The organism is Pseudoalteromonas sp. Z9A5 (assembly GCF_011378875.1).
In the GTDB taxonomy this organism is placed as follows: Bacteria; Pseudomonadota; Gammaproteobacteria; order Enterobacterales; family Alteromonadaceae; genus Pseudoalteromonas.
This window is the reverse complement of sequence record NZ_WTLC01000004.1, coordinates 132,188-144,920: the sequence shown is the minus strand read 5'-3', so window position 1 is coordinate 144,920 and position 12,733 is coordinate 132,188. Positions and strand designations below refer to the sequence as shown.

At 34.9% G+C, this 12,733-nt stretch carries 10 protein-coding genes; 5 read left to right on the top strand and 5 right to left on the bottom strand.

The window, feature by feature from the left end; translation table 11 throughout:
* Nucleotides 1–21 precede the first annotated feature (21 nt).
* On the top strand, nt 22–4,542 hold the full coding sequence (locus GQR56_RS04100; RefSeq protein ID WP_166109249.1) for an EAL domain-containing protein: 4,521 nt from the start codon (nt 22–24) through the stop codon (nt 4,540–4,542).
* Nucleotides 4,543–4,607: 65 nt separating this feature from the next.
* On the opposite strand, the gene GQR56_RS04095 is transcribed toward GQR56_RS04100, so the two are convergent.
* Nucleotides 4,608–5,504, bottom strand: coding sequence for a cation diffusion facilitator family transporter (locus tag GQR56_RS04095; protein ID WP_024609603.1), 897 nt, complete (start codon nt 5,502–5,504; stop codon nt 4,608–4,610).
* A 226-nt stretch (nt 5,505–5,730) separates the two neighbouring features.
* Here GQR56_RS04095 and GQR56_RS04090 point away from each other — a divergent pair, with 226 nt between their 5' ends.
* Nucleotides 5,731–7,185: a diguanylate cyclase gene (locus GQR56_RS04090; protein WP_346775742.1), complete on the top strand. Its 1,455-nt coding sequence runs from the start codon at nt 5,731–5,733 to the stop codon at nt 7,183–7,185.
* Between the two features lie 55 nt (nt 7,186–7,240).
* Here the strand turns inward: GQR56_RS04090 and GQR56_RS04085 are convergent, their stop codons facing one another.
* On the bottom strand, nt 7,241–8,173 hold the full coding sequence (locus GQR56_RS04085) for an SMP-30/gluconolactonase/LRE family protein (RefSeq protein WP_166109248.1): 933 nt from the start codon (nt 8,171–8,173) through the stop codon (nt 7,241–7,243).
* A 298-nt stretch (nt 8,174–8,471) separates the two neighbouring features.
* On the opposite strand from GQR56_RS04085, the gene GQR56_RS04080 reads away from it, so the two are divergent.
* Nucleotides 8,472–9,305 (top strand): patatin family protein, encoded by an 834-nt coding sequence (locus GQR56_RS04080; protein WP_166109247.1) that lies wholly within the window; start codon nt 8,472–8,474, stop codon nt 9,303–9,305.
* 20 nt (nt 9,306–9,325) lie between these two features.
* Here the strand turns inward: GQR56_RS04080 and GQR56_RS04075 are convergent, their stop codons facing one another.
* Genes GQR56_RS04075 through GQR56_RS04065 form a run of 3 tightly spaced genes read right to left on the bottom strand, consistent with a single transcriptional unit; the run spans nt 9,326 to nt 11,447 of the window.
* Complete coding sequence (locus tag GQR56_RS04075) at nt 9,326–9,571, bottom strand: hypothetical protein (protein ID WP_166109246.1); 246 nt, start codon at nt 9,569–9,571, stop codon at nt 9,326–9,328.
* Complete coding sequence (locus tag GQR56_RS04070; RefSeq protein ID WP_206018085.1) at nt 9,568–11,163, bottom strand: PepSY-associated TM helix domain-containing protein; 1,596 nt, start codon at nt 11,161–11,163, stop codon at nt 9,568–9,570. The genes GQR56_RS04075 and GQR56_RS04070 overlap by 4 nt, the downstream gene beginning before the upstream one ends.
* Nucleotides 11,160–11,447: a hypothetical protein gene (locus GQR56_RS04065; RefSeq protein ID WP_024609597.1), complete on the bottom strand. Its 288-nt coding sequence runs from the start codon at nt 11,445–11,447 to the stop codon at nt 11,160–11,162. The genes GQR56_RS04070 and GQR56_RS04065 overlap by 4 nt, the downstream gene beginning before the upstream one ends.
* A 216-nt stretch (nt 11,448–11,663) precedes the next feature.
* Here GQR56_RS04065 and GQR56_RS04060 point away from each other — a divergent pair, with 216 nt between their 5' ends.
* Nucleotides 11,664–12,434: an undecaprenyl-diphosphate phosphatase gene (locus tag GQR56_RS04060; RefSeq protein ID WP_166109244.1), complete on the top strand. Its 771-nt coding sequence runs from the start codon at nt 11,664–11,666 to the stop codon at nt 12,432–12,434.
* Nucleotides 12,435–12,443: 9 nt separating this feature from the next.
* Nucleotides 12,444–12,665 (top strand): hypothetical protein, encoded by a 222-nt coding sequence (locus GQR56_RS04055; protein ID WP_024609595.1) that lies wholly within the window; start codon nt 12,444–12,446, stop codon nt 12,663–12,665.
* Nucleotides 12,666–12,733: the final 68 nt, after the last annotated feature.

Here is a 12,733-nt window from a genome sequence, read left to right as displayed (position 1 = left end):
TCTAATAAGGTGCGTCTGTTAGTGAGCTTTAGCAAGTTATTTTTCTCTATCATTACTTTTGCAATTATTTGTACAGGGAATGCTTCTGCAACCCAAGATAATGCTCAGCAATTGCAACGAATTTCAACCGAGGAAGGTTTATCTCATAGCTATGTAACCAAGTCATTACAAGATGATTTAGGTTATGTTTGGATAGCCACCGCGCAAGGTTTAAATAGATTTGATGGCTACCATGTAAAAAGCTTTGATGGTGGTTTAGGCTTAGATGAATACAGTGTTGCTACTTTATTTGAAACTAATGATGGGCACATAATTGTTTCAACAGAGCTCTCGGGGGCTTATTTAATTAACCCAACCACTCTAGCTACCACTAAAATTTATTCCGGAAAACCTCCTACAGAATCAAGTATATATTCTTCAATTTCAGCAATGGCACAAAAAGAAGACGTATTTTATTTTGCAATACGTAATCAAGTTTACATATTCAACCCAAGCGATAATACTCTCACTCTTGAAGTTAGCATGTTAGAGGAGACTAATTTTATTCGCGCTTTAAATATATATAAAAATAGTTTGTATATAGGAACAAGTGATGGCTTATATGTTAAACAATTAGACAGTGTTGGTATTGCTAAAATAAACCTGCATCAAACTACCCTCGATACCGCCGACAGTAATAATATAAAGTTTTTAGCAATAGATTCTCAATTTGGTTTGTTAGTAGGTACAGTTGAAGGTATGTACGCTATAGGGTTTGATAATTATCGCCTTTTAGACACATCTAACGTATCTACACTTATCTCTAGCTATAATATTTCAGATTATAAAAACACACCCTATGGCGAATTTATAGCAACAGAACAAGGGCTTTTTCAATATTATCGGGATACTGGCAGCACCGAGCTTATTTTAAATTTTAGTAGCAGTAAATTTAATATCACCGAAGATAACATAAACAGTTTAATGGTAGATAAAACGGGCATGTTTTGGCTGGCATCGCGTACTCAAGGCGTGTTTACATGGGCAATTCAAACTAGGCGATTTAATAAAATAATGTTGGACGGTAACAACGTTATTAATACTATTTACCAAGATAACGATAACTCAATTTGGTTTGGAACTGATGATGGCATTACCCATATATTAAATAATTCAAAAAAATCTAAAACCTACCTTAAATCAGACGATAAAAAAGCAGAGTATGGTCATTTTGCTATATTTAATATTATTCCTGCTCACTTAACTTCTGAGTCAAAATTTTTGTGGCTAGTGCGCATGTATGACTTGGTATTATTTGATAAAACAACAGGAAAAATAATCCCTAAAAAGCATCAAGATGAAAAACAAGGGATGCCTCGTAATTATTATGGACTTGCACAAATAGGCGATGATATTTTTGCTTACTTTACCGATGATAACTTTTTTATTTTTAATGCAAAAACAGAAAAAACAGAAAAAACAACTGTTATCGAAGGGCTTAAAGATCAAGTAAACCCTTTAACCGCGTATACCTTTCATAAACCGCTAAGCACTCATCCAGACGAATTACTAATAGGCACTTCAACTCATTTATATAGATATAAAGAGTCAACACAAACCCTAACAACAATATATACAGCACAAAACGTACAAGGAAAAAATTATCATACTGTTGACGATTGGATTATAGATAAAAACAATATTTTATGGCTTGCAACAACGAAAGAAGGCTTAGTTGGTGTAGATGCTAAAAATTATAAAAGAAAATACCATTTGAGCATGCGAGATGGCTTAAAAACAGAGTCTATTTACTCCTTATTACTCGATGAATATTCCTTTTTATGGATTAGTAGTAAAAATGGGCTTTACCGCCTCAATGTAGATACACAAGCACTTACGGCTTACACTATTAAAGATGGGCTCTCGGTGAGTCAATTTAATGTTGTTGCTGCTAGAAAATTAAATAACAACAACCTCGTATTTGGCAGCGGTTATGGCGCGCTTTCATTTAATGCTGCTGATTTTATAGAGCAACCTGCTGATAGTGAACCACTGCAAACTAAAATAACAGATGTAACTCTCCTATCACGAAAAGTTAGTTATCACCCTTCTCAATACTCACTAATACCTTTGGAAATTAAACATGATGATATTGGTTTAGAAATCAGTTTTTCTAACTTTGACTTTCAGAACATAGATAAAACACGTTACGATGTTTCTTTAATTGGACCAACCTCATTAAATTATGAAAATTTAAAATCAAATAAAATCTTCTTTACTAAACTCCCTCCTGGCGATTATAAACTTAACGTGTCGTCACACAATTTAAATGGCACTACTTATAACAAATCTAATGCACTGCAATTTCATGTTGCTTATGCAACTTGGCAATCACCAATAGCCTATATTTTTTATACATTGTGTATCATTGTTATTTTACTGCTTATTTTTTGGCAATATAGAAGTCGACAAATTGAGATTGGAAAAGCCCATAGGGCAACGGCAAACTCACAAAAGCAAACTAAGTTAGCACTAAGTAATAATAGAAGTGGTATTTGGGACTATAGCTTTAAAGATGGCTCGGTAAACACGCAACGAGGTAGTGAGTTAGGCTATCCTGATTTACCAGATAGAATACCGTTAACGGACTTTTTAGAGATAATACACCCAGATGATCGCAGACGATTCGAAAGCCAGTGGGTTACTTATATAACGCAAAATAAGCCACAGCAACATTGGCAAGCCACTTATCGTTTACGCCACAAAGCAGGACATTGGTTATGGTACCAAGATACCGGGCAGGTTATATATAAAACATCGTCAGCAGAGCCTATGTATGTGTCTGGTATATATACAAACATTACCGATCAACGTGCAAACGAGCAACAGGCGAGTATTTTAGGTGAGGCATTTAGTCAAATAAACGATTGGCTACTTATTTTAGACGATCGATTAATGCCTTTTTCAGCTAATAATAGTTTTATTGATACATTTTCAAACTCAAAAGATACAACCAAACTTAGCCCTAAACTGTTTATTAATGCAATGGGTAAAGCAAAGTGTAAAGAGTTTACTGCTAAACTAAAATCGTTAAAACCAAAACAAAATTGGCGAACAGATACATATATAAATACAACAAAAAATAAAAATCATCCTATTCACTTAAGTGTTACTGCGGTTGCTAAAGAAAACAATCAAGTAAGTTACTATGTGGTTGTTATATCTGACTTAACCGAGCAAAAACGCGCCGAAGATGAACTTCGTTATTTAGCAAATTACGATCCTTTAACGCACTTGCCTAATCGTAGTTTAATGTATCAAAAAATTGAAAACGCGATTAAGGAAGCTCAAAAAAATAATACTCAGTGTGCTGTTTTATTCATAGATTTAGACAAGTTTAAACCCGTTAATGATTCATTTGGGCATGCCATTGGCGACAAACTACTATTCAACATAACTCAGCGTGTAAATAAAACCCTTAATAGCAATGCCACTTTGGGGAGACAAAGCGGTGATGAGTTTTTAGTACTTATTCAAAATATAGAGTCAATACACTCTTTAAACCAAATGGTTAAAGGTATAAGTAATGAATTTGCTAATAAAGTTGTTATAGAGGACTTTTCTATCAATATATCGGCAAGTATTGGTGTAGCACTGTACCCTTTTGATGCTAATTCAACCGATACTCTAATAAGAAACGCTGATGTAGCAATGATGCATGCAAAACAAAATGGTAGGAATGGGTTTAAGTTTTTCAGCGAAAAAATGAATGAAAAAATAAAACAAAAGTTACTTCTTGAAAACGATTTAAAAGACGCAGCCAAAGACAATCTTATTTTTAATAATTACCAACCAATTATCGACGTACAAGCAAGAACAATTAATGGCGTTGAGTTACTTATGCGTTGGAAAAATAAAGGGCAGCTTGTCTCTCCTGCTAATTTTATTCCTATTGCCGAAGAAACAGGGCTAATAGAGTCACTTACTGAGCAAGCATTAAAACGCGCGCTGATTGAATTGGCTCCAATTTTAAGTAACAACCCTTTGTTTTATATTTCTTTAAATTTATCACCAAAGCATATTTTAAAAGGAAATATAGCAGAGCGCTTGCTGTCTATTATTAGTGATCAGCAAATAAGCCCAATACAACTTCGTCTCGAGATAACAGAAAACACCTTACTAGAAGATAAAGTTAAAGCAGAAAAACAGTTACAGAAACTGAAAAAAATAGGATTTAAGCTACTACTTGACGATTTTGGAACAGGTTACTCCTCGCTTACGTACTTGAGCCAGTTTCCTATTAATGTAATTAAAATTGACCAAAGCTTTGTAAGCAGTATCGGGATTGAAAAAGGCGACGAATCGATTATTAAAACAATATATTCATTAGCTGAAAATTTAGAGTTGTCTTGTATTGCCGAAGGAGTCGAAACACGTAAACAAATGACATTTTTAACGAGTATGGGTTGTCATATACAGCAAGGCTATTATTTTGCTAGACCTATGAGCGCTAAAGATTTACGCGCGAGTGATTGTTTTATAAAGATTATCGACTTAATTTAAGTATTAAAAATAGCTCATACGCTTATTTAAAAAGCCTATGAGCTATAATTATTGAACTTAGATAGTTAGTGAATATGCTGATGTTCTTCGTGGCTTTCTATTTGTAATACACTGTTTTTAACATTAAATTTTTCAGATAACAGTTGCTCTACTTTTAAGCGACATGCTTCATCATGTTTTTCAATCGTACAGTGTTGTTTAAGCACAACGTGAGCACCTACAACAATATCTTTGTACTTACGCGTAACAGTGACATTGTGCACGTTATGAACATGCTCTATATGGGTTATTTCGTATTCTAGGTCAGTTACTTTAGGAAGTTTTGCTTTATTTAATCGCAACCCTTTTATACAGCTAATAATAACTTTAACGCCTGTAAACAATACAAAAGATGCGATTAGCATACTCGATAAAATATCAATGATATCCCAACCAGTAAAGTAAATAAGTATGCCAGCAACAAAGGTCGAAACCGTTGAAATTAAATCAAAAAACGAATGTAAAAATACTGCATAAATATTAATGCTCGCTTTACGTCCTTTGTATAAAACCCAAGCGGCTGCACCATGAAACAAAAAGCCAATACCAGCAATAGTCGACATTAAAAAGCTATTTATAGCGAGTTCATGTCCCTCATGATGATGGATAAAGCGCTCGCCACCTTCGTATAAAATGACTAAGCTAATTGCTAAATATAAAAAGCCATTGATGAGTCCACCAATCAGCTCTGCCCGTTGATGCCCATCGTTGTAGGTTTTAGCAAAGTGGATCGCTAAGCTTGAAGCTATTAAAGCTATAAAAAGCGAACTATTATGAACAAACAAATGCCCTGCATCGGCTAGTACCGCGAGTGAATTTGAATAATATGCGCCAATGACTTGAATAAACATGAACGAACACGTGATCGCCAAAGCAATTAATAGCCGACGGCGAGAAGCCTGGTGTGTAGTGATTTCTGTCATGAAATGCTTGAATTACCTATACTAAAAATGCAAATAAGCCTTTAGAAAGGCTTATTGAGAAAAGAGTAATGATATACAGTATCAATTATAATACGTAGACTAAATAAACGCACTAAAAAATTCGTTAAATGGATAATACTGTACTAAAAGTAATTAAACAGGTATAAAAAATCATAGTGTAAAAATACTTTACATAATAACTAGATATATAAATATGGAGAGATGAGTGGGGGTATATTCAATAAATAAGATGCGAGATACTTTATCTGTCTTCCCTCTTGCAATTTTACTACATGATAATAGTACTAATTCTTATTATGCTAATAAATCGGCTCAAAAGCTCTTTCATATAGATGAAGAAAAATTATGTAACCGTGCTCAAGTTAATATAACGTTTATGAGCCCTCAAAGTAAAAAGCGATTTTCTATTGATGCGCTTTTCGATCGTTACATAAATCCGCATACAGATAACCACATAATCTTAAATATCAAAAAAGACAAATTACGACTAAACGCTAAACTAGCTAATCTCAGTCACACTCTTTCGTTAATTACTTTTGAGCATATTCATACGCATATTGATGAACAGAATCACTTTGATAATATTATTTCTAAAATTTCAACCGAATTAATAGATATACAAAACGATAATATAAACAATCAGATTGATTATGCCTTAAAAGCTATTGGCAATGTTTGCCATGCAGATCGCAGCTATTTATTTAAATTTAGTAACGATCGAAAAAGCATGTCTAATACACATGAATGGGTCAACGAAGGGGTAACGCCTTTTATTGATCGATTACAAAATGTGCCAGATAGCGAACTCCCCTATTTTTTTGATGTTATGAACGTTACACATATTTTTAAAGCCAGTGATACAAGCGAATTACCGCAACAAGCTAAAGCTGAAAAAGATGAGTTTGAATTACAAAAAATCAAATCAGTGCTTTGTATTGGATTAAGGTATGACAAAGAAATAGTCGGCTTTATTGGCTGCGATTGCGTTAAAAAACAACGAGATTGGAGTGATGTTGACCTAATTCGCTTAAAGCTCGTTGGCGAAATGATCGCAAATGCATTTAAAAACATTAACTACAAAGAAGAACTTGAGCAGACTCAACGACAACTAATTAATGCCAATCAAAAGCTTAACGAGTTGGCAAACACTGATGGATTAACAAATATTGCTAATCGTCGCCGGTTTGATGAAACGCTCAAAAATGAAATTAAACGTTGCGCACGCCACAAACAATCAATTTGTTTGATTATATGCGATATCGATTTTTTCAAGCTTTATAACGACAATTACGGGCATCAGCGAGGCGATGAAACTTTAAAACGAGTTGCAAGTTCACTGCACAATTTATGTAAGCGACAAGGCGATTTAGCCGCGCGTTATGGCGGTGAAGAATTTGCTATTATATTGCCTGCAACCAATAGTACAAATTGCAAAGTGTTTACTGCGCTTATTCAAAAAGAAATTGCCATGCTAGCAATAAACCATAATTATTCAAACGTAGCTAAACACGTAACACTTAGCATAGGGTTTTATACTTTAATACCTGATAAAACAACGACCCCAGAGAGCATTATTCATAATGCCGACAAAGCGTTATATATAGCTAAAGAAACGGGTCGAAATAAAGTATCTGAATTTGTAATAAGTAACCAAAAATAAACATTCATAAATCGGCTTTACTGTTTACAACTACTATTGAGTGGCAATATTTAGATTAAAGTACAACTGGCGGCTCAAACTGCCCGCTTTTTATACCTGAAATTTGCAATACCGTGCCCTGTACATCACAAGTTAAATTGTCGACGCTATCGTAAGCCGAGGTAACAAATAGCAATTGTGCATTTTCACCGCCAAATGCCGTACATGTTGGTTTTATTGCTGCAATATCCAGAGTTTCTATTATGTTCGCTTCTGGCGACAAACATATAACACAACCCATTCCCCATACTGCTAACCATAAATTACCTTCACTATCGACAACGCAACCATCAGGGTCAATATCTGTATTGTCAAAGCGATAAAACTCATGTGCAGCACTGTTTGGCGCTCCAGTTTGCGCATCAAGGCTCAACATATAAATACAACTTGTTAGCGAATCACAGTAGTAGGCACGCAAGCGAGGTTTATCAAAACATAACCCATTCGGAATTGTTAACTCTGTTACTACGCATTCAATTAGCTGTTTATAGTAACGATAAATTTTACCCTGCCCTTTTTCAGCATTTACGTGCATGGTGCTTAACCAAAAACCTCCCCAAGGATCGGCACGTCCGTCATTTGAACGAGTATTTGGCTGATCGTTCTCTATAGCTATTATTAGCTCTCGCGTATTACTAATTATATGGTAACGATAAATACCCGTATTTGTGCCAAGTACTAAATAGTCGGCATTTAACCAAGCAATAGCAGTCACTGTATCCGGCATCGTTACTTGATTAATAATAGGGAGAGTTTGCGACTCAATATTTTTAATCTCGGTAGATATTGTGTTTAAAGTTTTTTTTGGAGTGTTATCTACTTTTTTGCTAAACAGAGTTTTTTTATCAATATCTACCCAAAATAACGTATTAAGCAGAGGATGCCAAAGAGGGCTCTCTCCCAATCGATTTTGCGTGCTATTAAATACTGTTACTCTAAAATCTAGCATAATTATTATTCTGTTTATTAACAAAAACTTGAAGATCTAAACCTTATCAGAAAACATTAAGCTGTGCGACGCTATAAGCTGTATAAATACTGATATATGCAGTGTTTTTAAGTATATATATAAAAACCTATCGAGTTCCCCTCTCATGCTTACTTGGCTAAATTACTCTTTATTACGGCATTAATTTTATAAATAATTTTAGCCCTGAACTTACTTTATATTTATGCGCACATACCTTCTCTCGCTCTTTTGGCGGTTAATTGATACCATAAATAATGAATAAAAAGGAGTTACGATTATGATTAATAACACAAAAAATACGCTTGTAGTTGAAGGTGGTGCTATGCGCGGTATATTTGCTGCAGGTGTACTTGATCAGTTTTTAAAGCAAAACTATCAACCATTCGAGCGCTACTTTGGCGTATCGGCTGGTGCAACCAATATCGCAGCATTTTTATGCAAACAACCTATGCGTAACTACAAGGTAATTACCGATTATTCTTGTCGTCCTGAGTTTATTAATTTAGCACGCTTTATTAAAGGGGGTCACTTATTTGATTTAGACTGGCTATGGCAAGAAACAATCCGCGAAGTGCGTCTGCATACCGAAGTATTTGAGCAAATCCCTCATGAGTTTTACATTGTAGCGACTGCTATAAAATCAGGTGAAGCACAATACTTAAAAGCCACCAGTAACGATATGGTCCATCAACTAAAAGCTTCATGCGCAATTCCAATTGCATACAGAGACAACCCAATAATTAACGATATAGCAATGACCGACGGCGGTGTAGCCAACTCAATCCCTGTAATAAAAGCATATGAAATGGGTGCACGCGAAATAACCGTTATTTTATCTCAGTGTTTGGGGTATCGTAAAAAGCCAAGTAAAGCACCTTGGCTTACTAAAAAAATATATAAAGACTACCCAGGGCTAATACAAACAACATTAGGCAGAGCTGATTTTTATAATAAAAGCATCGACTTCATTATGAATCCGCCTAATGACTGCAAAATTAATATTATTGCACCACCTAGTAACTTTAAAGTTGGACGCACCACTAAAAAATTTGAAATACTTAATAGTGGTTATAATATGGGTATTAAAGCCGCTAAAACATATTTAGGCTAACACCCTATTATAAAATGAATCTAATCTAATAACTGAGGGGCTTTACCGGCAATTATTGCAGTTAGTAGCCCTGCAACCATTGCACCTGCGATTGTACAAATTACGCCACCAATAAAACCATAAACACCTGTAAAGCACATTACTGATATTATAAATAATATAGTGCAAAACAATGCTTTAATTGGTCGTGTTATTGTATTTTTACGCAGGTTCAGCATCATTAATAATAAACTCACCAAAGCTGTCAGTATCAATAATTCATTCATGGAACTTGCGCCTCTAAATATGGTTTTGTTGACGTTTTTATTTTTAAAGCACACCAAATACATACTATACCCACCAGCATAAAGCTGGCATCGACAACTGCGACTAGCCCACTATTAAAATTAATAATATTACTGTGACCAAATAAAATATTTAACGGTAATACAGCACTAAGCACCAAGCCACAAAGTAAAAGTGTTAGTTTAAAGTAGTTTTTATAATGCATAGGAAGTAATCCAATAAGTAACCACCCTAACCAACTATAAAAGAATATCGGTCCAAAATAAGCATTTTGTGCAGCACCACTTACACTGTAATTTAGTATTACTTGCACTGGAAATAATACAAAGCTTGCCAACACTAAGCCACCACAACTACCAATTATAAAACGGTTCCAACGAGCATAAGCACTCAATGTTAAAGTGGGGTTACTGCCACGAGTACGTTTCGCTAGCCACATCATCATTCCCGATATAGGCAATAGTGCCGTACTAAATCCGAGTAATACCCATAGTAATTTAACAAAAACACCCGAAAAATTACCAAAGTGCAGCGGAAACATCAGCTCTATTACTTTTATCGATATACCTGAAATATCACCAAAACTACTCATCGACTGTACAAATTTACCATTTCCTTGATAATGCAATAACTGAGATGCGACAGCCTCACCACCTAACAAACGTATATATACCTGCGCGTTTGCATCATTATGCGCCATTATGGTTACATCTCTAACTATTGCATCGGGGTAACGACTGTGGGCATTTTCTAAAATAGTGTTTATTTTTGTAGGTTGCTTAACGTGACTAACCACAGTTTCAGGAATTGCAGTAAAAGTCTCTATTAACTTATCTTGATCCCCACCAAAGCTTACAAATGCAGCCGCTGGTAATAAAATAATGGTTGCTAGTCCTAAAAATGCACCTGTAAAACCAATAACGACATTAAATACGCTTCCCCAAATACCAATTACTTTATGAGCATCACTTATTGCTATATCAAGCCCTTTACCACGCCTAAAAGTGAATAATTCTTTTATCAATTTACGATGAATAAACAAGCCAGTCACTGCACTAACGAGTAACGTTAAACCTAAAAATCCAGTAAGTATTAAACCTATTGGTCGTCCTAAGTGTAAATCAGCATGAAATTCACCAATATAAGTAGGTGCATCGGTTTTTTTACCAGCATAAAATGCTTTGCTCGGCCCGTAATATGTATCTACTAACGCTAAAGTGTCTGGATGAAACTGAAATACCTTTGCAACCTCCTCGCTATAATTTTCATCGCCATGATGAGATTCATACACCAGTGTTAATAAGTAAAAATTATGCCCACTTGGCATATACACATGAATATTCTCGCCAAATTCGCTTGGTACTTGTTTATAGTATTCGTTCACGAGTCGGCTAACTTGAGTACTTGGTACGTATTGGCTTGTTTGTAATTCAGGGTTTGCCCAAATTTTTAATTCAGGTCGCGACAACACAGCCAATGCACCGCTAAATGCGATAATAAATAATAATACGGCAGTAACTATGCCAACCCAGCTATGTAATAAAAATAGCTTTTTTAAAGTAATCGATTTCATCCTTGCCCCTGCGTTAACGCCCAAAAACTCATTAATCCGTGTGAAGCACACAAAAAAAGCATAACGACAAAAGGTTGCCACACCTTTTGCGCTAAATAAGCATAAATAAATAACGCAGTCCAAATTATTGGAAACAATAAAATCGGCAATAAAATTTGCTCATTCATTCCAAATGGTAAGTAAGTAGTCATTCCAGGAATTATTATAACGGCAGTAATAAGTGCAAGCACACATGCCAAAAAGTGCCGTCTACGCGTTGCGTTAAACGTTTTTTTATTATTCATTATTTATCCATAAAACTAGCGAGTACATACACAAAACCGTACATACAAATGATAACTATTGTTATTATATTGTTTGTTTGTGTATTAATGCAATTCATTAAATAAATTTTAGTTGTAAAAGCGCTTTTGATATTGCCTATAAACTTTTATCCTACGCGACACTTTTGGCTTTAAGTACGCACCCTGCGTACATTTTTATTTAGGAACATATTGAGCGTGGACATTATTAACGCAATTATTTTAGGTATTATCGAAGGTATAACTGAGTTTTTACCCATTTCTTCAACTGGGCATTTAATTGTCGTATCAAAATGGTTGGGGATAGAGTCAACCGACGCAAATCTTGCATTCGAAGTTATTATTCAACTAGCAGCTATATTGGCAGTACTTGCCAATTACAAAGACAAATTCAGCCCTAAATATTTAAACTTGTGGTTTAAAGTCGCCATTGCATTTATTCCCTTAGGCATTATTGGCTTTATATTTAGCGATGTAATAAAAACACTCTTTAGTGTGCCCGTAGTAGGCATAATGTTTATTGTCGGTGGAGTAATTTTTTTACTACTAGAGAAAAGTTATAAAGAGCCTAACTGCACCACAACTGATGTAACGCAAGTTACTTACAAACAAGCTCTTTGGATTGGCGTAGCACAAGTATGTGCGCTTATTCCAGGTACTAGTCGCGCAGGAAGCTCTATTGTTGGTGCTATGCTGTGTGGTTTAAATCGTAAAGCCAGTGCAGAGTTTTCGTTTTTACTTGGCTTACCTGTACTTGCTGCAGCCTCTAGTTACGATTTACTAAAACATTATCAATTATTTACTTTTGATGATCTAACCGCTCTTGCCGTTGGGTTTGCCACTGCATTTATAGTTGCATATTTTACAATCAAATTATTTATACGCTTTTTAGAAAATTTCACTTTTGTAAGTTTTGGATTTTATCGAATCATATTTGGTGTTATTTTATTAACCATAGCCTACACATAAGAGAATATTATGAGCGAAAAAATAAACGAAGAAGCACTCCACGCCCTTAAAATTGCATTTACTTACATGCCTCAAGCTATTGAAGTAACTAAATACGAATACGGAGAGCGTTACCAAATCGTACTTGATCACATAGAAGCCGTTCGCGAAACCCTACTTATAAACGATGTAGATCCCGACGAAGTGGGTGGCGACATAAACCCAGAGTACACACCAAACTCAACGTACTAAGTTAAAAATACACTGTGAATAAAGCCTTATTCACAGTGTATTTAATTTATTGTCAATTTGATTAACTA

What these genes read in the sequence shown, in the direction of transcription:
- GQR56_RS04095 (WP_024609603.1), bottom strand. Translation starts at nt 5,504, where the DNA reads ATGACAGAAATCACTACACACCAGGCTTCTCGCCGTCGGCTATTAATT.
- GQR56_RS04085 (WP_166109248.1), bottom strand. Translation starts at nt 8,173, where the DNA reads ATGCTAGATTTTAGAGTAACAGTATTTAATAGCACGCAAAATCGATTG.
- GQR56_RS04080 (WP_166109247.1), top strand. Translation starts at nt 8,472, where the DNA reads ATGATTAATAACACAAAAAATACGCTTGTAGTTGAAGGTGGTGCTATG.
- GQR56_RS04075 (WP_166109246.1), bottom strand. Translation starts at nt 9,571, where the DNA reads ATGAATGAATTATTGATACTGACAGCTTTGGTGAGTTTATTATTAATG.
- GQR56_RS04070 (WP_206018085.1), bottom strand. Translation starts at nt 11,163, where the DNA reads ATGAAATCGATTACTTTAAAAAAGCTATTTTTATTACATAGCTGGGTT.
- GQR56_RS04065 (WP_024609597.1), bottom strand. Translation starts at nt 11,447, where the DNA reads ATGAATAATAAAAAAACGTTTAACGCAACGCGTAGACGGCACTTTTTG.
- GQR56_RS04055 (WP_024609595.1), top strand. Translation starts at nt 12,444, where the DNA reads ATGAGCGAAAAAATAAACGAAGAAGCACTCCACGCCCTTAAAATTGCA.